This window comes from Fictibacillus sp. B-59209 (assembly GCF_036216745.1).
Taxonomy (GTDB): Bacteria; Bacillota; Bacilli; order Bacillales; family Fictibacillaceae; genus Fictibacillus_C; species Fictibacillus_C marinisediminis.
The window spans coordinates 72749-98131 of sequence record NZ_JARMMC010000002.1 but is presented as its reverse complement, the minus strand read 5'-3'; the positions used below and the strand labels follow the sequence as shown (position 1 = coordinate 98131).

General features: G+C 46.1%; 23 protein-coding genes. 20 read left to right on the top strand and 3 right to left on the bottom strand.

Features of this window, described 5'->3' with window-relative positions; all coding sequences use genetic code 11:
* Positions 1-139: 139 nt before the first annotated feature.
* Positions 140-3883 carry a S8 family serine peptidase gene (locus P4361_RS00885; RefSeq protein WP_328087877.1) on the top strand — a complete coding sequence of 1248 codons (3744 nt, stop codon included), beginning with the start codon at positions 140-142 and terminating at the stop codon, positions 3881-3883.
* Positions 3884-3940: 57 nt separating this feature from the next.
* Here P4361_RS00885 and P4361_RS00880 read toward each other — a convergent pair whose 3' ends face one another.
* Complete coding sequence (locus tag P4361_RS00880; RefSeq protein ID WP_328087876.1) at positions 3941-5137, bottom strand: ROK family transcriptional regulator; 1197 nt, start codon at positions 5135-5137, stop codon at positions 3941-3943.
* A gap of 160 nt (positions 5138-5297) precedes the next feature.
* Between P4361_RS00880 and P4361_RS00875 the strand changes: the two genes are divergently transcribed.
* The 8 genes from P4361_RS00875 (at position 5298) to P4361_RS00840 (ending at position 14576) form a co-directional block, all read left to right on the top strand.
* The gene (locus P4361_RS00875) at positions 5298-5690 is read left to right on the top strand and encodes a VOC family protein (RefSeq protein ID WP_328087875.1); all 393 of its coding nucleotides are present in this window, start codon (positions 5298-5300) and stop codon (positions 5688-5690) included.
* 463 nt (positions 5691-6153) lie between these two features.
* Positions 6154-7134, top strand: coding sequence for a galactose-1-phosphate uridylyltransferase (gene galT / locus P4361_RS00870; protein WP_328087874.1), 981 nt, complete (start codon positions 6154-6156; stop codon positions 7132-7134).
* 3 nt (positions 7135-7137) lie between these two features.
* Entirely contained in the window at positions 7138-8316 is a 1179-nt protein-coding gene (locus P4361_RS00865; protein WP_091009421.1) for a galactokinase, read from the top strand.
* The gene (gene galE / locus P4361_RS00860; protein WP_328087871.1) at positions 8316-9329 is read left to right on the top strand and encodes a UDP-glucose 4-epimerase GalE; all 1014 of its coding nucleotides are present in this window, start codon (positions 8316-8318) and stop codon (positions 9327-9329) included. The genes P4361_RS00865 and galE overlap by 1 nt, the downstream gene beginning before the upstream one ends.
* On the top strand, positions 9316-10395 hold the full coding sequence (locus P4361_RS00855) for a M24 family metallopeptidase (RefSeq protein WP_328087869.1): 1080 nt from the start codon (positions 9316-9318) through the stop codon (positions 10393-10395). Before galE ends, P4361_RS00855 begins: the two co-directional genes overlap by 14 nt.
* Before the next feature lie 139 nt (positions 10396-10534).
* A complete protein-coding gene (locus P4361_RS00850) occupies positions 10535-12541 on the top strand; it encodes a beta-galactosidase (RefSeq protein WP_328087866.1) in 2007 nt (668 codons plus the stop codon).
* Between the two features lie 153 nt (positions 12542-12694).
* Positions 12695-13645 (top strand): ABC transporter ATP-binding protein, encoded by a 951-nt coding sequence (locus P4361_RS00845; RefSeq protein ID WP_328087864.1) that lies wholly within the window; start codon positions 12695-12697, stop codon positions 13643-13645.
* Positions 13620-14576, top strand: a complete 957-nt coding sequence (locus P4361_RS00840) for an ABC transporter permease (RefSeq protein WP_328087862.1) — start codon at positions 13620-13622, stop codon at positions 14574-14576. Before P4361_RS00845 ends, P4361_RS00840 begins: the two co-directional genes overlap by 26 nt.
* Positions 14577-14659: 83 nt before the next feature.
* On the opposite strand, the gene P4361_RS00835 is transcribed toward P4361_RS00840, so the two are convergent.
* Positions 14660-14854, bottom strand: coding sequence for a hypothetical protein (locus tag P4361_RS00835; protein WP_256225043.1), 195 nt, complete (start codon positions 14852-14854; stop codon positions 14660-14662).
* A 239-nt stretch (positions 14855-15093) separates the two neighbouring features.
* On the opposite strand from P4361_RS00835, the gene P4361_RS00830 reads away from it, so the two are divergent.
* From P4361_RS00830 to P4361_RS00810, 5 genes are all read left to right on the top strand, one after another.
* Positions 15094-16293: a M20 family metallopeptidase gene (locus P4361_RS00830; protein ID WP_328087859.1), complete on the top strand. Its 1200-nt coding sequence runs from the start codon at positions 15094-15096 to the stop codon at positions 16291-16293.
* Complete coding sequence (locus P4361_RS00825) at positions 16290-16484, top strand: DUF3311 domain-containing protein (protein ID WP_053356525.1); 195 nt, start codon at positions 16290-16292, stop codon at positions 16482-16484. Before P4361_RS00830 ends, P4361_RS00825 begins: the two co-directional genes overlap by 4 nt.
* Positions 16485-17963 (top strand): sodium:solute symporter family protein, encoded by a 1479-nt coding sequence (locus P4361_RS00820; protein ID WP_256225041.1) that lies wholly within the window; start codon positions 16485-16487, stop codon positions 17961-17963.
* Positions 17964-18101: 138 nt separating this feature from the next.
* The gene (locus tag P4361_RS00815; protein WP_256225040.1) at positions 18102-18878 is read left to right on the top strand and encodes a VOC family protein; all 777 of its coding nucleotides are present in this window, start codon (positions 18102-18104) and stop codon (positions 18876-18878) included.
* A gap of 18 nt (positions 18879-18896) precedes the next feature.
* On the top strand, positions 18897-19307 hold the full coding sequence (locus P4361_RS00810; RefSeq protein WP_328087857.1) for a thiol-disulfide oxidoreductase DCC family protein: 411 nt from the start codon (positions 18897-18899) through the stop codon (positions 19305-19307).
* 109 nt (positions 19308-19416) lie between these two features.
* Here P4361_RS00810 and P4361_RS00805 read toward each other — a convergent pair whose 3' ends face one another.
* A complete protein-coding gene (locus P4361_RS00805) occupies positions 19417-19578 on the bottom strand; it encodes a Spo0E family sporulation regulatory protein-aspartic acid phosphatase (protein ID WP_175501972.1) in 162 nt (53 codons plus the stop codon).
* A gap of 345 nt (positions 19579-19923) precedes the next feature.
* On the opposite strand from P4361_RS00805, the gene P4361_RS00800 reads away from it, so the two are divergent.
* The 6 genes from P4361_RS00800 (at position 19924) to P4361_RS00775 (ending at position 25359) form a co-directional block, all read left to right on the top strand.
* Positions 19924-20337 carry a CHRD domain-containing protein gene (locus tag P4361_RS00800; protein ID WP_053356531.1) on the top strand — a complete coding sequence of 138 codons (414 nt, stop codon included), beginning with the start codon at positions 19924-19926 and terminating at the stop codon, positions 20335-20337.
* A gap of 191 nt (positions 20338-20528) precedes the next feature.
* Complete coding sequence (locus P4361_RS00795; protein ID WP_062238416.1) at positions 20529-20810, top strand: YhdT family protein; 282 nt, start codon at positions 20529-20531, stop codon at positions 20808-20810.
* Entirely contained in the window at positions 20807-22261 is a 1455-nt protein-coding gene (panF, locus tag P4361_RS00790) for a sodium/pantothenate symporter (RefSeq protein WP_091009449.1), read from the top strand. Before P4361_RS00795 ends, panF begins: the two co-directional genes overlap by 4 nt.
* Positions 22262-22437: 176 nt before the next feature.
* Positions 22438-22947, top strand: coding sequence for a M23 family metallopeptidase (locus P4361_RS00785; protein ID WP_091009453.1), 510 nt, complete (start codon positions 22438-22440; stop codon positions 22945-22947).
* A gap of 161 nt (positions 22948-23108) precedes the next feature.
* Entirely contained in the window at positions 23109-24734 is a 1626-nt protein-coding gene (locus P4361_RS00780; protein ID WP_328087855.1) for a S8 family peptidase, read from the top strand.
* 55 nt (positions 24735-24789) lie between these two features.
* Positions 24790-25359: a nucleotidyltransferase family protein gene (locus P4361_RS00775; RefSeq protein WP_328087853.1), complete on the top strand. Its 570-nt coding sequence runs from the start codon at positions 24790-24792 to the stop codon at positions 25357-25359.
* Positions 25360-25383: the final 24 nt, after the last annotated feature.

Genomic DNA, 25383 nt, shown 5'->3' with positions numbered 1-25383 from the left:
AAAAAGAAATCAAAAAAAATAAATATAAATTGCGATTTCTGAATAGTGGAATTAAACTAAAATTATGGAAATTTTAGTTTTTTAAAGCAGCAAGATCATTCACCCAGAGAAAACTTAAACAAGGAAAAGGGGAAACTGGATGAAGAAACGGATTGCGTTGATGACAGCATTTATCATGACGTTTTCCAACCTGGCATATGCTCAGGGGAATCTGCCGTCTCACAGCAAGGCAGCGGGAACAAAGCCTCAAGGCCTGGATCTTAAAAAACTGCCTCAAGAAGAGAAATATGGCAAAAACGATAAGGTTCGCGTAGTAGTCGAACTTGATCAAAAACCAGCGATTCAGTACGCACAGGCACAAAACAAGCGCTACAGTTCGTTGAGCTCAAGCGAAAAAACATCGCTGACCAAAAAATTGGCCAATGAACAAAAAGAAGTGAAAGAGGACATCGAGAAGGAAGACATCCCGGTATCGTATAAGGAAAGCTTTACAACCGTTCTAAACGGCTTCAGCGGTGAAGTCAAATATGGTGATATTAAAGATATCGAAAAGCTTGACGGTGTGAAAGATGTACATATTGCGCATGAATATAAACGTCCTGAGTCAATTAACGGGGACAAGCCGAACATGCTGTACAGCAAGGATATCGTCCATGCAAAAGAAACATGGCAGGACTATGGATATAAAGGAGAAGGAACGGTCGTGGCTGTTATCGACACAGGCATCGATCCTTCACATAAAGATATGGTGCTCAGCCCTGATACAAAAGTGAAGCTGACATCCGGGAAAGTGAACGGCCTTAAAGACTCCAAAGGACTCAAAGGCAGCTACTTTACTGAAAAAGTACCTTACGGATACAACTATGCGGACCACGACAAAGAAATCCGCGATCTTGGCCCTGGTGCTTCCATGCACGGCATGCACGTTTCAGGGATCGTAGGAGCTAACGGAGACGAAGACAATGGCGGAATTAAAGGTGTAGCTCCTGAAGCACAGCTTTTAGCGCTTAAAGTATTCGGAAACGATCCTGGAATGCCATCCACGTTCAGTGATATTTATATTAAAGCGATCGACGACGCAATTGCACTCGGCGCTGATGTGATCAACATGAGCCTTGGATCAACAGCTGCATTCGTACAGCATGATGACCCTGAGGAAAAAGCGATTCAGAACGCAACGAACAACGGTATTCTTTGTGCCATTTCTGCAGGCAACTCTGCTTACGCAGGACATGGAGCAGGAAACCCTTATCCGTCTAATCCAGATACAGGAGTAGTTGGGTCTCCTGGATTGATCGGACAAGCTCTTCAAGTCGCTTCGCTTGAAAACACAAAGCTTACACTTGAAGGCATGAACTTAAAAGTGGACGGAGAGGATATGGGATACATTGCTTACCAAAAGCAGGACTCTCCAAATCCAATCGGCACGTTTGATAAAGATAAGATGGAAGTCGTTTATGTCGGTGACGGCAGCCCTGCCAACTATGCAGGTAAAGATGTGAAGGACAAAGTCGTTTTCGTTGTCCGAAACGGAAATTTCAACTATGCGGCGATTCAGCACGAAGCTGAAAAGCAAGGCGCAGCTGGTGTCATTATCCGAGGCAGAGTGGATCACGGCGATTATGTCAACATGGCCCTCGACAAACCGGCGATTCCTCTTGTGTCTTTAAGCATTGCTGACGGCAACCAGCTCGAAGCAAAAGCGAAAGAAGGCAAGAAGCTTGAAGTGATTTTTGATGGTAAAGCCATTTCCGCATCCAATCCAAACGCAGGAGAGATGTCTGATTTCAGTTCATGGGGCGTGACACCGAACCTTGACTTTAAACCGGAAATCACTGCACCAGGCGGGAAGATTTATTCAACGCTTAACGACAACCAATATGGGGTGATGAGTGGAACGTCCATGGCTGCTCCGCATGTTGCCGGCGGTGCTGCTCTCGTGATGGAAAGAGTGGACAAAGATTTCAAAGTTAAAGGGGCAACCCGCGTTAAACTCGCCAAAAACATCTTAATGAACACATCAAGACCGCAAGCCGATCATGGCTTGTTCAATACAGAGAGCCAAACTGGAAACTACTATTCTCCACGCCTTGAAGGTGCAGGATTAATGGACCTTCATGCGGCAATGAAAACTCCAGTGGTTGTAACAGAAGCAAAATCAGGTGAAGGAAAAGCAGCCGTAAAAGAAGTAGGCGATAAATTCACCTTTACTTTAAATCTTAAAAACTACAGCTCCAAAGACGTAACGTACAAGCTTGCGGGCAATGTTCAAACAGACCTTGCACTTCAAGGCATGAACCTGCTTGAAGCAGATGGAATCTTTAAAAATGGAACAAGAGATTCAGAGGATCCGAATAGAGGAACGTTCCCGATTTCTTTCACTTCTGGTTCTAAGAAAGCGAGCAGTATTGCGATCAAAGCGAAAAGCACAGCAACTGTAAATGTTACGGTCGATCTAAAAGATACCGTAGACTGGGCTAATGACATGCCGCTCGACAAAATCTTCAAAAACGGCTACTTTGTAGAAGGTTTTGTAAGATTAATAGATGCAGGCAACAAATATCCTGAGCTAAGCGTTCCATACGTTGGTTTCCACGGAAAATGGGACAAAGCACCGATCATTGACGCTCCTGTATATGACGACAACACGTTCTACGGAGTGACAGGCCTGGCTGCTGAAGTGAACGATGACTTTGAGTTCCTTGGAAGCGATGCATTGAAAAATGTGTTAAAAGATAAAGTTTCTTTCTCACCTGATGGAGACGGGCTTTATGATGAAGCGTTCCCGGTGCTTTCTTTCCTAAGAAACGCGAAAAAAGTGGAATACTCCATCCTTGACAGAAATAAAACTTCACTTCGCAAGTTGGATACACAAGAAGATGTGGTGAAGAACTATTATGACGGCGGTTCTGAACCTGGGTACACTCCTGTCACAGAAGCTGCCTGGGATGGAACGGTGAATGGTTCTAAAGTAAAAGACGGATTGTACTACTACCAAGTAAGTTCAGTGGTTGATTATCCGAAAGCTAAGTGGCAAAAAGCATTGTTCCCTGTGTATGTCGATACGAAAGATCCTGCTGTTACTGCAAAATGGAATGCAGATAGCCATACGCTTTCCTGGACAGCGGGCGATCAAGGAACAGGCGTAGCTTACTACGATGTTTTAGTTAACGGAAAAAGCGTTCTTTCCAAGCCGCTTGATTCTTCTGCAAGCGAATATAAGCTGAATGACCTTCCTAGCCACGCGAAAGTAGTTCTTGCTGCTTACGACTATGCAGGTAACTCAGTAATGAAAAATGTTAATATGAGCGGGAAAGATACAAGCGTACCAAGTGTCACAGTAGATTCACCTGAAGCGTTAAGCATCACTTCTTCCAAAACAGTGACTGTAACCGGACATGTGACGGATGATTCTGGACTGAAATCATTCATGATCGACGGCAAACCTGCAAAGCTTGTATGGAATGCACCAAAACAGCAGTACGATTTCAGCAAGAAGATTACCTATACTTCTGATAACATCCAATCGTTCAAGGTTGAAGCGATTGATAAAAGCGGAAACCGAGTGGCCTTCAGCCGCCAGGTGATTGTGGATTCAACTCTTCCAACGATTAAAGTAGATGCACCGAAAACAGTGTCAAGCAAAACGAAAACAGCAACACTTAAAATTACGCTTGCGGACAACTATGATGAGATGCGCTTCTTCGTAAACGACAATGCGGCATACCGCCATTACTTTAAAGAGCCGTTTGCAAAGAGGGCATTAACGAAGAAAATCAGCCAAAAGGTTTCCCTGAAAAAAGGTAAAAATACCGTTCATCTTGAACTGACAGACCTTGGCGGAAACACGGTTGAGAAGAATGTAATCATCACAAAGAAATAACAAAAAAAGGCGCCAGGTCCCTGATTCCTTCAGGGTGCCTGGCACCTTTTTATAATCTTACTGGAACAACTCAACGAGCAGTAAGGAAACGGCACCGATCGCCGTCGCTTTGTTTCCAAGCTTAGACAGTCTGATGTCGGTATGTTTTGCGGCTTCGGTCAGGGCCTTCTTTTGAACCGTTTCCTTCAAGCTGTCCATCAGTAAATCTCCTGCATTGGATACTCCTCCGCCAATAATAATCCGTTTAGGATTCATGAGGTGGATCAAGTTTGTCAGCCCGATCCCAAGATAGATCCCGGTTGATTTCAAGACTTGAACACTCAGCTCATCTCCCTGGAGTGCTGCTTCGTAAACCATTTTCCCATCGATTTTCTCTAAATCGTGATCGGCCATCTCCCGTAAGATGCTTTCTCTTCCAATCGCTACCTCTTTTTGCGCTTTTTCAGCTATTGCAGGGCCGGCTGCAAGTGTTTGAAGACATCCGTAGTTGCCGCAGCTGCATTGCTTTCCGCCGATGTCAATCGTCATGTGTCCAATTTCTCCGGCAATAAAGTTTTCGCCATGAAACAGTTTTCCATCTATCACAATCCCGGCTCCTATGCCGGTCCCTACGTTGACCGCAACCACACTGTCCGCACCGTTTCCATTTCCAAACCAAACTTCGCCAAGAGCAAGTGCCTTTGCATCATTTTCCACCTTAACCGTACGGCTGAATCTGGCCTCTAGTTCCTCTTTTATCGGGATATTTCTCAGATTCAGGTTTGGTGCATAAAGGGAAATGCCCTGCTCCACATCCACTACACCATGCATCCCTACGCCGATGCCGATCACTTTCTCTTCTTCCTCACCATACTGCTCCATAATCTGCTGAATCTCTGCTTTCATGATATCGAGCAGCTCATGATTAGAAAGCGGACTGAAAAGAACCTTTTCATGAAACTCAAGCACCTTGCCGTTCAAATCAGTCAGGATGGTCTTAATGTCCTTAGGGCCAACATCCAGTCCGATAACATAGAAGCTATCGGCATTAATGATCAGCATGGTCGGCTTCCGCCCTCCCTTGGACTCGCCTTGCTCACTTTCTTTAATCATTCCCGAGTCGATCAGCTCTTTTACGATAGAACTGACTGTAGGCGGCGTCAACTTCGTATCTTTGGCGATCTGTGCACGTGAAATGGGTCCATCCAGACGGATTTTATTCAGTATTATGTTCCGGTTTAACGACTTCATCAATTGAAACGTGCCGCGTTGCATGAAAACACCTCAAGTTAATTTAATTAATTAATTAATATATATTATACCGTTATTTTTGTGCTCTGAACAGAAGCCATCAAGCTGTCGATAACCGATAGAATAGGATAAAATTTATATATCTTTAAACTGCCTGATTCCGGGACAAAAAGGAGGAAGTGAATTGAAGATTAACAGCTTGGATCACTTTGTTCTAACCGTAAAAGATATTGATAGAACGTGTGATTTTTACAATGATGTATTAGGAATGGAGATCATTACTTTTCAAAAAAACCGAAAAGCACTCAAATTCGGCAGCCAGAAAATTAACCTTCACCAAGCAGGCAAAGAATTTGAACCAAAAGCAAACGCCCCAACTCCAGGTTCAGCAGACCTCTGCTTTATCACTGAATTTCCTTTAACTTCTGTACTCGCTCACTTTGATCAAAAAGGAGTGCCGGTTATTGAGGGACCTGTACCGCGAACAGGGGCGGCGGGCAGGATTAACTCTGTCTATATTCGAGATCCGGACGAAAACCTAATTGAAATCTCCAATTATACGGATAGAGAAGACTAGCATTAAGATGGGAGTATGCAAATAATAGAGTGTGTGTTAATCTAATTAAAACTTAATAATTTAATTTAACAAAGTATCTTTTAACGATCATGGAAGGCGTTTACAAAACCTGTTGAAAAGAAAGCTCGCAGCAATATCAGCATTGCTGACCCGAATGCTTGCCGGCTGTTCAGGATTGCGGGCTCTGATTCAGCGATCTTCAATCAGGAAAATCTGTATAAGTGATGAACACCCGTGCAGAAAGCTGGCCAGATCGTAGAGGTCCCTTATTTTAAGGAGAACAACGAATACTTTAACAACAAGCCGGTGTACGAATGAAGGAAAAATGTCTTTAAAAGAAGCTTCTCAGAACATTAAGAATGAAAACCGTAAGATCAACAAGTAAAGGGGGGGCACTTCTCCCTTTTTTACCCCTCTACTTATTTAATTAAATTAATAAAAAGAGAAGACAGGAGGCGCTTGTATGGCTGAGCTAAGATATAATCCTTTATTAAAAGACTGGACGATGGTGGCTGCCAGCCGGCAAAACAGACCGCATATGCCGAAAGACTTTTGTCCGTTCTGCCCGGGATCCGGGAAAGTTCCCGATAACTATGAGGTGCATCTGTATCACAACGATTTCCCTGTGCTTTCACCAAACCCTCCAAAACCAGATGGAGTAGGAGGCGGGTTGTATCAGACGAAAGAAGCGTATGGAAAGTGCGAAGTGGTGCTGTATTCACCGGGCCACTATGACACGATTCCTGATTTGTCCAAAGATCATATGAAAAAGCTGATGAACCTTTGGACGGATACATTCGTCAAACTGGATCAGGATCCGAATCATGAGTATGTCATGATTTTTGAAAACCGCGGAGAGGAAGTTGGGGTTACAATGCCTCACCCGCATGGACAAGTGTATGCTTACCCTTTTATTCCGTTAAAAGTAAAAACGGAGCTGGAAGTATGCAAAGAGTATTTTGAAGAAAACCAACGGAACATGTTTGATGATATGGTAGCCGAGGAAAAGCGGTTCGGTGAGCGTGTCCTGTTGGAAAGTGAGCATTTTATTGCGTTCATTCCGTTCTTTACGGACTATCCGTACGGAGCTTACATTGTCAGCAAAGAAGCGAAGACTGCACTGACCGAATTCACGGAGGAAGAAAGAACGGAACTGGGGGATATGCTTCAAGAACTTGTCGGAGGTATGGATAAAATCTATGACAAGCTGTTTCCTTACATGATGGTCATGCATCAGCGTCCATCGAACTCTAATGATCCATATAAGGATTTTTATCGGTTTCACATCGAGTTCTATCCTCCGCTTCGTGCTCACGACAAATTAAAATTTAATTCCTCCTCTGAAACAGGAGGATGGGCAGCAGCTAATCCAACCAAAGTGGAAGAAAATGCAGAAATCATGCGCCAATGTATCAAGCGTTACAGTGAAAGTAAGGGGGAATAAGCCGTGGAGAACCAATGGGTGAAACGATTTCAAGAATATTTTCCGGGAAATAACGACAGAGTACGACTTTTCTTTGCACCCGGACGCGTAAATTTAATTGGGGAACATACCGACTACAACGGCGGTTTTGTATTTCCAGCTGCATTAACGATTGGAACCTATATGGCCATTCGCCAGCGAAACGATGGTGTCTACCGTTTGAAGAGTGAGAACTTCCCATTGGAGGTTTCAATCGATACAAAACAGCCCATTGTCTATGATAAGGCTGACGATTGGGCAAATTATCCGAAAGGTATCCTGCAGCAATTGCAGAAGCTGGGTATCCAGCTCTCAGGGGCTGATGTTTTATACGCGGGCAATATTCCGAATGGTGCTGGCCTTTCTTCTTCTGCATCGATTGGCATGGCCAGTGCGCTTGGTTTTTCAGTATTGGAAAAAGAGGAACTGCCCATGCTGGAGCTCGCCAAGCTGTGCCAGCGGATGGAAAATCAGTTTATCGGTGTAAACAGCGGAATTATGGATCAGTTTGCGGTCGGATTCGGAAAGAAAGACCATGCTGTTTTTCTAGATTGCCAGAGTTATGAGTTTGAATTGATTCCTCTTGAAATCGAAGGATACAAGCTTGTCATCACAAACACAAATAAAAGAAGAGGGCTTGCAGACTCCAAGTACAATGAACGAAGAGCACAGTGTGAACAAGGGCTGGAAATCATCCAAAGGCATATAGAGGATGTTAATGCACTCGGTGACCTTCGCCCTCTTCAGTTTAAGAAAATGGAAGCCCATCTGGCTGATGAAACGATTAAAAAGCGTGTCCGACATGTAGTTACTGAAGATGATCGTGTTCAAAAAGCCGTAGCAGCACTCGAAAATAGAGATTTACTTGCGTTTGGCCTGTATATGAAGGAGTCCCATCTTTCATTGCGTGACGATTATGAGGTGACCGGACTGGAGCTTGACGCACTGTTTGACATTCAGGGGCAGCAGCCCGGCTGCATAGGTACGAGAATGACCGGCGCTGGTTTTGGCGGTTGCACCATTTCCATCGTGGAAGACGGACAGGTAGAAGCATTCAAACAGAACGTGGCAGCAAACTACAAACAACAAACGGGTTTATCGCCTGACTTTTATGTTTGTGAAATTGGAGACGGTGTAAAAGAAATCAAAGAGGTGAAGAGATAATGGCCATATTGGTAACCGGAGGAGCAGGCTATATCGGCAGCCATACCGTATTGTGTCTGCGTGAAAAAGGCGAAGAAGTCATCGTGTTGGATAACCTGCAAAAAGGGCATCGGGAGGCTGTGCTGAAGGATGTTCCGTTCTATGAAGGAGATCTGCATGACAGCGCCTTGCTGGATACCGTTTTTTCAGAAAATGACATTGAAGCAGTTATACATTTTGCGGCCAGCTCTCTTGTAGGTGAGAGTGTTGCAGATCCTATTTCTTATTACCAGAACAACGTGGCGGGTTCATTGAATCTGGTCGACCGCATGGTGAAAAATGGCGTGAAAAACATTGTCTTCTCCTCTACTGCCGCTGTCTATGGGGAACCTGAGACCGTCCCTATTCAGGAAAGCGACCGGACGCTTCCGACCAATCCTTATGGAGAAACGAAGCTGGCCATAGAAAGACTTCTTCATTGGGCAGATCAGGCTTATGGGCTGAAAGCAGTCGCTCTCCGGTATTTTAATGCGGCAGGCGCCGATCCAAAAGGAGGAATTGGAGAAGATCATACACCAGAATCTCACCTGATTCCGATCATTCTTGAAGCCGCCCTTGGAAAACGGCCGCATATCTCTGTATTCGGGGAGGACTATGCGACAGAAGACGGTACTTGTGTCCGGGATTACATCCATGTGATGGATCTGGCTGACGCTCACTGCCTGGCTCTCGAAAAATTAAAGAGAACTGGAGAGAGCGGCGTATACAACCTCGGGAACGGTAAGGGGTTCTCGGTGAAGCAGGTGATCGATACATGCAGAACGGTTACAGGCCGAACGATCGAAGCTGTTTCTTCTCCGCGAAGAGCAGGCGATCCTGCGATTCTTATCGCTTCTTCTCAAAAAGCAAAGGATGAACTGGGCTGGGTTCCAAAATATCCTGATGTCCATGAAATGGTAGAACACGCCTGGAACTGGCATCTCCATCATCCAAACGGTTATGCCGATGGAGGTCCGGACAATGGCTCTAGGTAAGATCAGAAACATCATGAAAGAAAACCATCTGGACGGAATACTGCTGAGAAAACGGAACCATTTTTCATGGGTAACAAGCGGCCGCCAGAACCAGATCGTGCTTGGAATCACGGAAGGTGTTGCAGATCTTGTGATTTTTGAAGATGAGATCTATGTGGTGACGACCAAGATGGAAGAACGGCGCATAAAGGAAGAAGAACTCTCCCATTTTTCTCATGAAGTTAAAGTGGTGACGGATGAGTGGTTTAAAGGCTCTGATCATTTGATTTCTGAACTTGGAAAAGGGAAAAGGATGGGGACGGATACGCCGTTTAAAGACTATGCCGACATGACGGAGGAACTGAAACGTGTTCGATCCATATTGGATGAACAAGAAGTTGAGCGTTACCGCAAGCTGTGCCAGGATACGGCGTGGTCACTTGAATCGGTTTGCCGGAAGATGGAGCCTGGGCAGACGGAACATGAAATTGCCGGGATGGTGGCAGAACAGGCGATATCTAAGGGGATCAGGCTTCAAGTTTTGCTTGTTGCTACAGATGAACGCATCTATTCTTACCGCCACCCGGTTCCTACTTCTAAGAAACTGAAAAAGCATGGGCTGCTGGTGATTTGCGGTGAGCGTGAGGGGCTTGTCGCCAACCTGACAAGGGTTGTACATTTCGGGCCGCTGTCTCAGGAACTGTCTGATCATAAAGAAAAACTCGCTCGTATTGATGCGGCTTTTATAACCGCTACTAAACCTGGTACAACGGTTGGTGAAGCGTTCAAAAAAGGGATACAGCAGTACGTGGAAGAGGGCCATCCGGAAGACTGGAAACTCCTCCATCAAGGAGGACCAACTGGATATGACTCCAGAGAGTTTATCGCAACAATGGAATCAGAAACTGAGGTAAAGGAAAACATGGTATTCACATGGAATCCTTCGCTGCCCGGTGTGAAATCAGAAGACACTGTCCTCATTCAACAAAATAAAGCTGAAATTTTGACCGAAACCGGGGGATGGCCCTACCTTGAAGTAACATTCGAAGGACAAACACTGCGACGGCCGGATATCCTCATTAGATAAGAAAGAAACTGAAGAAGCGTTCGAATGTCCCGTACTTACTTCACCGATCTTGATTTTCTTACTTCTGCTTTAAAAACCGCTTATCTCTGGTATTTTGCACGGTTCGGTGAAAGAATAGAGAGACAAAGGAGTGAGCGGCATGTTTATAGGAGTAGATTATTATCCGGAACAGTGGCCAAAATCCAGATGGCCTGAAGATGTAAGACTGATGAAGGAGCTTGGAGTTAATGTGGTGCGAATCGCCGAATTCGGCTGGCAGCTGATGGAGCCGGAAGAAGGAGTGTACGATTTTTCCCTTTTTGATGAAGCGATTGATCTGCTTACAGAAAACGGGATAAAAATCATCCTCGGTACGCCGACAGCTACTCCTCCTGCATGGATGGCGCATCAGTATCCTGAAATATTGCCGGTTGATGAGAACGGTGTAACGATTTCTTTCGGTGCTCGCCGGCATTATACGGTGAACAGCAAGACCTATCAGAAATTCACCCGAAAAATTGTCCGCAAACTGGCCGAGAAATATGGCCAGCATCCTGATGTCATCGGCTGGCAGACGGATAACGAGTATGGCCATGAAAAATCGGACCGCAGCTATGGTGATGAAGACCGCATGGCGTTTCAGGAATGGCTCAGCAAAAAATACGGCAGCCTGGAGGCATTAAATGAAGCATGGGGTACGGTCTTCTGGAGCCAAACCTATACGGCGTGGGAGCAGATCCCTGTTCCACGGAAAGTATTTCAGGAACATAATCCGGGTCTGCTGCTTGATTTTGACCGGTTTTGCGCAGACAGCTATACAGCGTACAACAAGCTGCAGGCTGATATTTTAAGAGAGCATATTTCAGTCCAGCAGTTTATCACCCATAATTTTGTCTTTACCGAACTTGCCCTAAAACAGCGGGATATCGCGAAGGACCTCGACTTCATATCCTTTGACAACTACCCGGTCTGGGGCGGTCTACCTGAACCGATTCCGCCTGCCGCGATTGCCCAGCAGCATGATCTTTGCCGTTCAACAAAAGACGGAAAAGGCTATTGGGTGCTTGAGGAGCTATCCGGGGCACAAGGATGGAGCCATATCGGCTACCTGCCTCGTTCAGGGCACATCAAGCTTTGGACGTACCAGGCTATTGCACGGGGAGCGGAGGCGATCGTCTATTTCAGGTGGCGCGCCGCCCGTTTCGGAACCGAAGAATTCTGCCATGGAATCTTGGATCACGACGGTAAGCCGAGGCGAAAGTTTGAAGAAGTGAAAGAAGTATTCAATGCTCTGAAAGTATTCGGAGATGAGTGGATCGCCACTAAATATAAAGCAGAAGTCGGTGTGTATTACGATGTGGAAAATGCCTGGGCTTGGCGAATCCAGCCGCAGAGTGATGCGTTTACCCATAAGCAGGAGATGCTTCGTTTCTATTCCGGTGCTTACCGTTTGAACGCGGCTACTGATATGGTCTCTCCGGAGAGCAGCCTTGACGGGCTGAAAACGGTCATCGTTCCCGTTTACTTTTTAACCAATCCGGTATTTACGGAAAAACTGAAGAAGTATGCGGCAGATGGCGGAACGGTGGTGCTTTCCTATCGGGCAGGCGTGAAAGAGCCGAACAATGCGGTTACAGAAATGACGCTTCCCGGAGAACTTGGAGAGCTTGCTGGCATCGAAGTCCACGAGTACGAGTCGCTTCAGACCGGCCAGCAGACACGTGTAACGGGAATAGCGGGGAACATCATGGACATCATGTCGCCGGCCACAGTGTGGTGTGACTTGATCGAGCCGAAATCGGCCGAGGTCCTCGCCGTCTACAGGGACGCTTTCTATGAAGGTACACCTGCGATTACGAAGAACAAGTACGGAAAAGGCAACGTGTATTATATCGGTACAGCGGTAGAAGATTATTTTCTTGTGCGGCTGTACAGAGACATTTTTGCTCAGGCCGGCGTACAGACGATCGAACTGCCGGACGATGTTGAAATGGTAATACGGGATGGAGAGGCCGGCAGCAAGTTCTTATGTTTGATGAATCATTCAACGACAGCAAGTCACCGGGTCTCCTTGCCAAAGGGCACCTGGAAGGACGCCATAACAGGTGAAACGTTCAAAGGAGACGTCAGGCTGCAATCTTTAGGTTCTTTTCTTTTGATCCAGTAAAAAGGTGCCAGGCACCGCAATTACACATTTGTGTAATTTGCGTGCCTGGCACCTTTATTAACGAGATTGACCCGTAAAACAGAGTGCGATATGTTATTATTTGGAAACTAGATAAAAATTCTGAAATGATGAAACAGGGGACAGGGAGGAATTATGGAAACGGTACATACGCTGGAATTAAAACAGGTAACGAAACGGATCAAAGGCAAAAATATAGTAGACAATCTTTCGTTCAGTGTTCAAAAGGGGGAAATCTTTGGACTGCTCGGACCGAACGGAGCGGGAAAAACGACAACGATCCGTATGATCGTCGGTTTGATTTCGATGACAGAAGGAGAAATCCTGGTGAACGGCCTGGATATCCGCAAGAACTATGAAAAAGCGATGGAACAGATCGGGGCCATCGTAGAAAATCCGCAAATGTATGACTATTTGACAGGCTACAAAAACCTGATGCAATATGCACGCATCATGCCAGGAGTGACGAAAGAGCGAATCGATGAGGTCGTGAAGCTGGTGGAAATGGAGTATGCCATTCATAAAAAGGTAAAAACCTACTCGCTCGGCATGAGGCAGCGGCTCGGTGTAGCCCAGGCTCTTTTGCACAATCCCTCACTTCTAATACTGGACGAACCGACGAACGGGCTTGATCCTCAAGGGATGCATGATTTGCGAAATTATTTGCGGGCGCTTGCTGATCAAGGGACTTCAGTCATCGTTTCCAGCCATATTTTAGCGGAGATGGAACTGATGTGTGACCGTGTCGCTGTGATTCAGCACGGAAAACTCGTTCGGATAGATAACGTAACCAACGTTACCGATCAGGCAGACGCCACCGTACATTTCAAAGTGGATGGCGATCTTTTAAAAGCGAAAGAGGTTCTCGGTGAACAGCTTCCGGATATCCCGGTTGTGGTGGAAGGGAATGAACTCGTTTTACAGATCCAGCAGCCGGATGCGATCGGTGATATCAATAAAAGGCTCGTCATGGCAGGATTTATGGTATACGGCATTCAACTGAAGAAGAAAACGCTGGAAGAAAGGTTCCTTGAAATGACGGGGAAAGGAGGAGATCTAAATGAAGTTTCTGTCACTGGTCACTAATGAATGGGTCAAAATTTTCAGCAGGGTAAGAACTTGGGTGTTTATTGCACTTCCCATACTTATCGTTTTGGGCGTGGCGATCTACGGCAAGGTTACAGAAGACGAGTCGGTAAAAGCAAAATGGAAGCAAGAGCTGACGGAACAGAATAAAGAACTGAAAAAGGAAATTGCTCAGGCTAAAAAGGATAAAACGCCCAAAATGTTCAGGGAGTCATTGGAAACGGAGTATAGACAGAATCAATACGCCATCAAGCATGATATCTCTCCTTATGAAACAACAAGCTGGAAGTTTATGAAAGATTTTTCGCCGCTGTCCTCGTTATTGGGATTGTTTGTTATTGTAGTAGCGAGTGACATTGTGGCAACCGAATTTGCGAGGGGTACCGTAAAAATGCTGCTGATCCGGCCATACAGCCGTTGGAAGATCCTGCTTTCCAAACTTCTGGCTACCCTTGGATTCGCCTTCTTATTGTGGATCGTTCTTATCGTATCCACATGGCTGATCGGCAGTGTATTCTATGGGTTTGGCGGAATGGACCAGCCGTATTTGACGAATGTCGATGGGGTAGTCCAAGAAAAATCGATCTCCCATTATGTATTGGCGAACATGGGGCTGGAATTCATCGAGTTCGCCGTCCTTGTTGCATTAGCCTTCATGATTTCCACACTGTTTTACAGCAGCTCTGTGGCGATTGGTGTTTCCATGTTCGTTATGTTTGCCGGTAACATTCTTACAACCATATTCAGCGGAAAATCATGGGCAAAATACACGCTGTTTCCCAACATGGATTTGACCCAATATCTTGATGAAGGGATGCAGCTCGTTAAAGGTATGTCACTTTCCTTCTCCCTGGGCATGCTCGCAGCTTATACGGCGGTCTTCCTTGTGATCACGTTTGCCGTCTTCCAGAAGCGTGATGTGAGGTCATAGAAAATAAATGCATCGTGCCAAAATGCATGGTGCCAGGCACCGCTGTTACACAAGTGTGTAATTTGCGTGCCTGGCACCATTTTTTATGTGGTTTCTTCTTCGCAGTCTTCTTCTGCTTCTCCCGGATGTACTAGATGATGTACGATACCGCTGATGACTGCCTGATCGGAAAATTCTAATTCCTCATATACTTTGTCTTGGGAAAAATCCTCATTACTGCTGAGATCCTGCTGTTGCAGGTCATTTTGTTCGCCGTTGTTTTCTCGTTTCGCATCCATTATCCTCAGCCTCCTTTTTCTTATCATCTTCCCTAAACATCATAATTATTAAACGGGGCGGTGGGTACCAGGCACTGGCCGTTACATGCTTGTGTAATCGAGGTGCCTGGCACCGCCTTAGTACATCCCTACCATGAGAACGGGTCAAAATATCAGAAAAATCGGTATATTTATTCTTTTCAAACTATTAATCTTCTTATATAATGGCCTTCATATCGATGGGAAGGTGGGGGAGAATCATGAGAACGTTAACAGCAGTAAAGGAGAGTCAGCGGGTAAAAGATCAGGTTGTGAAGTGGCGCAGGCATCTTCACATGTATCCGGAACTGTCATTCAGCGAAGAACAGACGTCCCAATTTATTTACCAGATGCTTCAATCGTTTGGAAATCTTGAGCTTTCCCGTCCAACGAAGAACAGTGTAATGGCAACACTGACAGGCAATGAACCCGGCCGTGTGCTTGCCATTCGTGCGGATATTGACGCACTTCCGATTATGGAAGAAAACGATTTTGATTTTGTATCCCGAAGGCCTGGTGTCATGCATGCGTGCGGCCACGACGGGCATACAGCCATGCTGCTTGGAGCGGCTAAAATTTTATCTCAGAAAAAGGACGAGCTTCAAGGCGAAATCCGTTTTATTTTTCAGCATGCAGAGGAACTTTACCCTGGTGGCGCCGAGGAGATGGTACAGGCAGGCGTGATGGACGGTGTAGACGCTGTAATTGGGACCCATCTTTGGTCACCGCTTGAAGTAGGGAAAATCGGGATTGTTTATGGGCCTATGATGGCAGCACCAGATACGTTTTTTCTGACCGTTCACGGAAAAGGGGGCCATGCAGCGCTTCCGCATCAAACGATCGACAGCATTGCAATCGCCTCACAGGTCGTGACCAACCTTCAGCACATTGTTTCACGAAACACCGATCCGCTGGAGCAGCTTGTTCTTTCTGTTACAAAGTTTACCGGCGGGACGACACATAATGTCATCCCTGGCTCTGTGGAGATTTGCGGGACGGTCAGAAGCTTTAACCCCGCGGTCAGGGAACAGGCACCCAAGCTGATGGAGCAGGTCATCAAAGGAATAACCGACGCTCATGGAGCAGCTTATGAGTTCCGCTACGAGAATGGGTACCGGGCAGTGATCAACCAGGATGAGGTAACGCGCTTCCTTCACGAGACAGCTGAAGAACTATACGGATCTGAGCAAGTTGAATTGATGAAACCGAATATGGTTGCCGAAGATTTTTCTGCTTACCTTCAAAAAGCGGACGGCTGCTTCTTTTTTACCGGCGCGGGCAACAAGGCGAAAGGAATTACCTACCCGCATCACCACGCCCGTTTTACCATTGATGAAGATGCGTTAGAGCAAGGGGTCACCATGTTTGTTCGGGCTGCCGAAAAAATACTGTACAGAAACGAAGAGGAGGCGGGCGCATGAAACTGATTCATTGGATTGCAGTATTGCCGTTTATCGGGATGTTTGGAGGGCTTGTTTTTGCCAACAAGGTTGAACCTTATGTACTGGGTATGCCTTTCCTCATGTTTTGGATCCTGCTTTGGGTCTTGATAACAGCCGCCTTGATGGCTCTTATTTACAAAATAGATCCGGTGAACAAGGAGGAGCACTAAATGAACACATCACTGATCATACTCGCATTGTTTTTAATTCTGTCCTTGTACCTTGGAGTCCGTGCCAAACGGGGAAAAGATATGGACCTCGAGCAATGGAGCGTCGGGGGACGGGGTTTTGGTACGATGTTCGTGTTCCTTTTAATGGCAGGAGAAATCTACACGACGTTTACGTTTCTTGGCGGAAGCGGCTGGGCGTATGGAAAAGGCGGCCCGTCATTATACATACTGGCATACGGCGCACTTGCCTATGTCATTTCCTACTTTTTGCTTCCCGCAATCTGGAAATACGCCAATGAAAACAAACTCGTGTCACAGTCTGATTTTTTCGTCAGCAAATACAAAAGTCCCTACCTCGGTGTATTTGTGTCCCTTGTCGGCATCGTCGCTATGATTCCGTATCTGGTGCTGCAGCTGAAAGGGTTGGGAATCATCGTATCAGAAGCCTCATATGGAAAAATCTCGCCGGTTGCCGCGGTGTGGATCGGTGTAATTACCGTGACGGTGTACGTTATGATCTCTGGCATCCACGGTTCAGCCTGGACGGCCGTTTTAAAAGATTTCATGATTTTAGCGATCGTACTGTTTCTTGGAATATATCTTCCCATCCACCATTACGGCGGTTTTCAGCCCATGTTTGAATCCATCGAAGCCGCAAGGCCGGGCTTTCTTGCTTTGCCGAGCGAAGGTATGAGCGTCAGCTGGTTTATCTCTACCGTTCTATTGACGGCCCTCGGGTTTTATATGTGGCCGCATACGTTTGCCTCCTCTTTTACCGCTCAAAATGCAAAAGTGTTCCGCAAAAATGCAGTCTTCATGCCGCTGTATTCTCTCATCTTGCTTTTCGTCATGTTTGTTGGATTTGCCGCGATCCTAAAAGTTCCTGGATTGAAAGGGCCAGATGGCGATCTTTCACTGTTCAAGCTTGCTGTCCAGACGTTCGATCCGTGGATTATTGGATTGATCGGAGCGGCCGGACTGCTTACCGCTTTGGTTCCAGGTTCGCTGCTACTCATGGCGGCTTCTACCCTTTTTGCGAAAAATGTTTATAAAGTCGTGTCACCTTCTGCAACGGACAAGCAAGTGGCCAAGCTGGCAAAATACCTTGTGCCGGTCATGGCGCTCATCGCCGTTTTCTTCACCTTTAAAGGCGGAGATACTATCGTTACGCTGCTGCTGATGGGATACAGCCTCGTTACCCAGCTGTTCCCGGCGCTGCTGTTCAGTCTGGCGAAAAAGCCCTTCGTGACCAAGCAGGGAGCGTTTGCCGGCATTGCCTGCGGTGTAGCCGTGGTGGCCTATGTTTCTATCAAAGGAACAACGCTCGCAATCTTGCTGCCTATGCTCCCCCAAGCAGTCAAAGATTTGAACATCGGCATCGTCGCCTTGCTGGTCAACATCATCGTCCTTCTCATCGTCAGTGCCCTTACACGTCCGCTTGCTGTCAGCAAAAAAGCAGGTAATGAGCAGACCGCGTAAATTCCTTTAATTGGTTCGATTGGTGCCAGGCACCGTCTTTACACATGTGTGTAATCGCGGTGCCTGGCACCAATTTTTTTCCTTTTGCCTTCAACTTTGGTAATTTTAGAGTAGATAAAAGTTTCGGGAGGAGTTAACATGGCATTCGCGTTTGACCATCTTGTGTACTTTACCGATAAAGAACTGAATAATCATATTGATGCTTTAAAAAAACAAGGTCTCTACGCTTCTCAGGGCGGGAGCCATAAAAATTGGGGAACCTTCAATGCACTCTGCTATTTTGGCTTGAGTTATGTAGAGTTTTTAGCTGTTGAAAATGGGCAGATTGCCCAGCAGGCGAAGGAAAACCCTTTGATCGGCCAGCTTCTGCGCGATTTGCCTGACAAACAGGGACCAGGCCAGTTTGCGATCCGCACCAATCGAATAGAAGAGGTAAAGGTGCAGCTGGAGAAGAAAGGGTTAGAGACAAGGCTGCTTCCAGGAAGCCGCAAACGACAGGATGGAAGCATTCTAGGCTGGAAGCTGCTTTTCATAACCAATCATGATAGCGAAGATAAGCTGCTGCCTCCATTTTTCATAGACTGGCTGCAGCCGGACAAAGATCGGGAAACGGACCTTCGGCAGAAAGGTATCATCGGCAGCCATCCGGCAGGGGATTTGAAAATGAATCATTTGTCCATCATTGTAGAGGATGCGAAGAAAACATCCTCGCTCTGGCAGGACTGGCTAGGATTGTCCGCAGGTACCGGATATACCAATGAAGGCCTTCAGGCGGAATGTGCTGTACTAGAACTGGAGGGCTGCGAGCTTCATTTTTGTTCCCCTTGTGGTGAAGGGCATGCGCGTGAATTACTAAATACAAAAGGCGAACGTCCATACGAGCTGGTTTTAAGTAACGGTTTGAATCTTAAGTAAGGAAGGGGAGGGGCAAGCATGAGGGATAAGCAAAGGGACGGCTCAATTTTGCTGTTTGATGGCGTCTGCAATTTTTGCAACGGAATCGTTAATTTTTTGATCAGACAGGATAAGAAGGGGCGAATTTCATTTGGCTCCCTGCAATCGGATGCCGGCCAGGGGCTGATCAGTGAATTCCTTCCTGTACAAGATTTTGAAAGTCTCGTTTATATAAAAAAGGGCCTTATCTATCAAAGATCAACGGCAGCTCTTGAGATTGCGAGAGATCTCGGGGGCTTGTGGAGTGTGGCCTATATTCTTGTTGTTATCCCTAAGCCGCTACGCGATGGGCTATATTCCTGGATTGCCAAGAACCGTTACAGATGGTTCGGCAAAAAGGACCACTGCATGATCCCCACACCGGACATACGTAAACGGTTCATAGACTAGCATTCGTAGTGGGTGCCAGGCACCGCAGTTACACAAGTGTCAAAACGCGGTGCCTGGCACCCACTAAAGGCACCCAACTAAAAAAGCTGTCCCAAAATAGGGTGACAGCTTATGCACATTGATTCAATTCGTTTAGTTTTTGGTCTAGCAGCTGGCTTAACTGTACAAGAAGCGGGTCTGCAAGGTTGTTTACGCGGGTGCTCATTACGTACATAGTTAAGCGGATGGCATCGATCTCAAGTTTTAATTTTATTATATTTTGATGAGTCATATCCATTCCCCCTATACAGAAAAATGTTTTATAACTTCACGTCCAGGTAACTATCACTATATATTCCCATTTTATACTAGATATAGGACAGTGTCTATTGAATTTTCTCAATATATAGTATATTTTTTGACAATTTTGATAGTTTTTACAGAGTTTTTACGAGAAAAGTGAAGAATCACATTTCTTTGTTTGTTTTTGTAAAAAAATGTCCCGGGAAATGCGCTAGAATCCACCAACCGATTTGACCTCGATAAAAATTATTTTTTGAAAATTCTAGATGAATAAACAAGCTTATTTTCCTTTCCTGAATATACTGTCAATAGCTATCGGAAAGGAGTGGTTGGATTGTTGTTGAAAAATTTTTTATGCAGGTTAAAAGGCGACCATGTGGTTCCCCCTGTTGGCACCCGGGCATCAGGCACCACAGAATTTGTCCTAAGCTCCAATGGAACCAAGCTGCACTATCGGCTTCAGGTTAATAATTTAAGGAAGTTAACTCAAGCGCGCATTCATTTAGGACAACCAGGGAAAAACGGTCCCGTTACCGCTTATCTTCTTGGCTCTATAAAACCTGGCATCAGCTTAAATACAGGGATTGTAACAGGGAGCATAACCAGTAATGATTTAATTGGACCACTTCAAGGAATGCCCTTGTCTAGGCTTGTGGAAGAGATCATCGAAGGAAATGCTTATGTGAATGTTTATTCGGAGTTTAGTCCGGGCGGGGAACTGCGCGGCCCAATCGAGCCGATCAAATAAGGAATACGAACGGCGTAGCTTCGAATAGCTAGGCTGTTTTATTTTTGGTGCCAGGCACCGCTCTTACACAAGTGTCAAAACGTGGTGCCTGGCACCACAAAGAGGGCACCACCGAGATAATGACAGTATTTTATGGCATAATAGACACATTGATCTACAAAAACTGACGGATTCTGAAAGGAGCTGTTGAGATGGATCCGCGATTTAAAATATCCAATCGGGAAGCGCTGATGGGCATCGGGCTAGCCGTTCTGAACTTTATCTGGTGGTACGCATTTGCCTACGGGCTTGGCGGGAAACCGGTTAAGGAGTATCACTACATATGGGGTTTGCCGGCATGGTTCTTCTACAGCTGTGTCGCCGGTTTTATTGTGTTTTCTATTTTGGTATACATCATGGTCAAATTTTTCTTCAAAGACGTCCCTTTTGAAGGTGAACCTGAACGGCAGAACCTAAAGGAGGAGCAGCGATGAACTGGGAAGTGGTCATCCCTTTACTTGCCTTTTTGATCGGAATGTTTGTCGTCGGAATCTATACCTCCCGCCAGGTACAGAGTGGTTCGGGGTTTTTACAGGACTATTTCCTGGGAGGCAGGCACCTCGGGGGCTTCGTTCTAGCCCTTACGATGGTAGCGACTTACGGAAGTGCGAGCAGCTTTATTGGCGGGCCCGGCATCGCGTATAAGCTCGGGCTTGGCTGGGTGCTGCTGGCGATGGCGCAGCTTGTGACCGGATATTTTACCCTTGCTGTTCTGGGGAAAAAGTTTGCGATTGTCGCCAGGAAGATCGACGCAGTCACGCTTATTGATTTTCTAAAAGCACGCTATGAAAACAAATGGGTCGTTATTTTTTCCGCGGCAAGCATCAGCATCTTCTTGTTTTCTGCAACGGCTGCGCAGTGGGTAGGCGGCGGCCGGCTCATCGAATCATTCACTGGTGTTTCCTACCCTGTGGCACTGCTGATTTTTTCGTTTTCCGTTCTTGTTTATGTCATAGCGGGCGGCTTTCGTGCAGTCGTAATCACGGATACCCTAATGGGAATCGTCATGTTTATCGGCACGCTCGTTATACTCGCGGGAACCATTATAGCTGGCGGAGGTGTTCCTCATATCATTTCAACGCTTGCTGCTGAAAACCCGAACTTGATCTCACCGTATGGAGCAGACAAGTCTTTGACGCCGCTTTATGTTTCCTCATTCTGGCTGCTTGTAGGGGTTGGAGTGGTCGGCCTGCCGCAGATCTCTGTCAGGGCCATGTCCTATAGGAATTCAAAAGCGATGCATCAGGCCATGATCATCGGGACGTTTGTCGTCGGATTTATCATGCTTGGGATGCATTTGACCGGAGTGTTTGCGAGAGTTGTCATACCAGGAGTGGAAATCGGTGATAAGGTGATGCCGATGCTCGCACTGAAAGTATTGCCAGGGTGGCTTGCGGGTATCGTGCTCGCAGCACCGCTTGCTGCTGTCATGTCGACAGTGAACGCCATCCTGCTGATCGTAAGCTCATCGATTGTTAAGGATATCTATATTAATTACATCAAACCGGAAGCCAGCCAGCAATCGGTTAAACGGCTTAGTTTTTCAGTGACTGCCATCATCGGAATTCTGGTATTCATCATGGCTCTGAATCCTCCAGATTTGCTGATTTGGCTGAACCTGTTTTCTTTCGGAGGATTGGAAGCAGCTTTCATATGGCCTGTCGTCCTCGGTCTTTATTGGAGGAGAGGAAATGCAGCAGGTGCAGTGGGGTCCATCGTTACAGGTGTGCTTTCCTACATCCTTCTGGATACCTTTGCCCCTAATTTGTGGGGAATGCATACTGTAGTCCTGCCGGTCGTTCTTTCGCTTGCGGCGTACATTCTTTTGAGTTTAGTTTCAAAAAACAGCCCTCAATCATCCTTGGCAAAACAAGGAATCATCTAATATTTTGGTGTCAGGCACCTCCATTACACAAGTGTGTAATGCGCGGTGCCTGGCACCATTTTTTTTACACATTTTTCCCATCAGTAATTTTTGGATTTTACTGCACCCTAAAAGAAGATATTCCAATTACATAGTGAATTCACACCCCATTAACTTGAAAAGGAGAATCCAAACAGATGCCAAAAGTAAAACTAATGTTTTTCTTTATCATTCCGCTGTGTACGGCTGCTGTTTTGCTCGAAACCCCATTTAAGAAGGTAGACGCTTCACCGGTTTTCCGGATACCGTTTCCAGAAGGACAAGTTTGGATCGGGCAAACGAGAATGAACCATAACCCTCAAAATGCGGTTGATCTAAACCGTTTGTATGATGAGGGAGATACGGTGATCGCTTCAGCTGCGGGAAAAGTAGTTAAAGTTAAAAATCTAGGAAACCGAAGTTATGGAAGATACATTGTTATTGATCATGGCGGAGGCTGGCAGACTTTATACGGACATTTGAGTGCCATAAATGTTTTTGTCGGAAAGAAGGTTACGCAAGGCCAAAAGATTGGAGCGGTTGGAAGCACGGGAGGTTCTACAGGAGCGCATCTTCATTACGAACAACGATACAACGGGAAGGCTGAGAGAATCAGATGGAACGGGCACAGCATCTTTTATTGGGGAAGCAAAACATATAAGAGCTAAGAGGGAGAGGTGCCAGGCACCTCCTTTACATATGTGTGTAACACCGGTGCCAGGCACCGACATTAGGCACCGACATTACCGGCACCGACATTACCTCTTGCTACATTGCTAAAATAAGGTAAAATTATAGATGAATTTACATATTTTTGCACGGAGGGACAATGAAAAATAAGTTAAAGAAGACGCTGGCAACGGTCCTGCTGGCAGTATTGTTATTGCTGCTTTTTTCAATCTCTGCTGAAGCGTATGACCAGGAAATGCTGGACCGCAAACTCAGTTCATTTTCAAAGGAAAACAGGACTTCCGCCTTTCTGTCAGCTGCAGACAATGAAACAACCGGCATTCACGACCGCCAGATTATCGTTAAATTAAAAAATAGACAGTTTGCTGCTGTGCTTGCGAAAAGCTACAGAATCAAGAACACATCTGCCAACTTGCAGAAGGAAAATATATATACGATCGAGCTGCCGCATACAGCTAACTATCAGGCTGCACTGGACAGGATTCGCAATTCTCCATTGGTAGAAGCCGCTGAACCGAATTTTACTTTCACAGCATTTTCTAAGCCGAATGACAAGCTCTATGCCAGACAATGGTCACTGCCAAGAATGGGGGTGCCGCGGGCCTGGGACGACCTTAAGGCAGCAAAAAAACATTCAAAGGTGACCGTCGCTGTTTTGGATTCAGGCGTAAACTACCGGCATCCTGATCTGAAAGGACAGACATTAAAAGGCTACGATACATACGAAAAAGATGCTGATCCGATGGATAGGCTCGGCCACGGCACCAAGGTGTCCGGTGTCATTGCTGCCAAAAGCAACAATCTTACCGGAGTGGCGGGCATCAACCCTTACGCAAAGATACTGCCAATTAGAATCGGCAACACAACAGGAGCAACACTGTTTGACTTTTTAGATGGGCTGAAGTACGCCATCAGCCAAAAACCGGATATCATCAACATCAGCATGGGGAGCACAAATTACAGCCAGTTTGTATATGAAATGATTTTAACCGCATACTCCAAAGGGATCCTAGTGATTGCGGCGTCAGGAAACGAGCATATGAAGGTCAGTTATCCCGCTGCCTACCCAGAAGTACTAGCGTTTGGATCTACCAATGAAAAAGATCGTGTCTCCGATTTTTCGAACTATGGACCACGGCTTGATCTTACCGCGCCGGGAGAGAATATCTGGACCACCAATCGAACCGGATCATTTGAATCGGTCAACGGGACGTCATTCTCTGCCCCTGCAGTTAGTGGAGTGGCTTCACTTCTATTAAGCAAACATCCGGATTATTCGCCCTGTCAAATCGAATATTTGCTAGAAAAGAACGCAACCAGGCTGCCTGCTTATAAAGATTATTGGAACATCGTTGCTGGCTATGGAAGGGCAAGAGCTGACAGAGGGCTCTCTGATAAGCTTCCAAAAATCATAGCAGACGCAGGCAACAGCAGGGGGAAGGCAAAATCTATCAAGCTGGGCAAGACATACAGCGACAGCTATCATATGCCGATGGACAGTGACTGGTTTAAATTTTCCTCAACCAAAAAAATGACGGTAAAGGCGGAACTGAGCGGAGTTTCCGGAATGGACGGCACAGTCTGGATGGATCATACCATTAAGGGAGAGCCTGCCGATGCCAGAAGGACAAACGACAGAGGATTGAACGGCACTGAGTCCTTTACGTATACCGTGTTGCCTGGAACATCCTATCTGCAAATTTACGAAGAAAACAATCATTGGAGTACGCAAAGCTATAAACTGACGATAACTCAAGTGAAATAAAGCATCGAAGCCAAAACTGCAGCTGCTTTTTTTATGTCTAAAAAGGAGAGAAATGATGAGCCTTAGAAATCAGAAAGATGTCGAGCGTTTCCTTGAAAATGATCCATGGTTGATGGAGATATTAAAAGCGGTCAAGACGCTGCAGCTGCCCGATTGGTGGGTATGTGCGGGAGCGATCCGTTCAGCGATTTGGGATGCACTTCATGGATTTGAAAAAAAGACACCCCTTCAAGATGTGGATGTCATTTATTTTGACCCGAAACATCCGAAAGAAAGTGAAGAAAAAGTACTCGAGGATAGGCTAAGAATGCTTATGCCGGAAGTTCCCTGGTCCGTGAAAAACCAGGCGAGGATGCATGTGATCAATAATCTGCAGCCGTACGTTTCTTCAGAGGACGCTATTTCTAAATTCCCTGAAACGCCAACGGCTCTGGGAGCGAAACTGGACGAACAGGATCGGCTCCTTATAACAGCTCCCTGCGGAATGGAAGATGTGCTTGCCATGGAAGTGAGGCCTACCCAACTTTTTAAAGAATCAAGGGAGTTTTACGCCATTTACGAACAACGCTTGCGAAAGAAAGATTGGACTGCTGTATGGCCGCGGGTGACCCTCTATCAAAACTAAGCAGCAATGTGTTTATTTTCCATA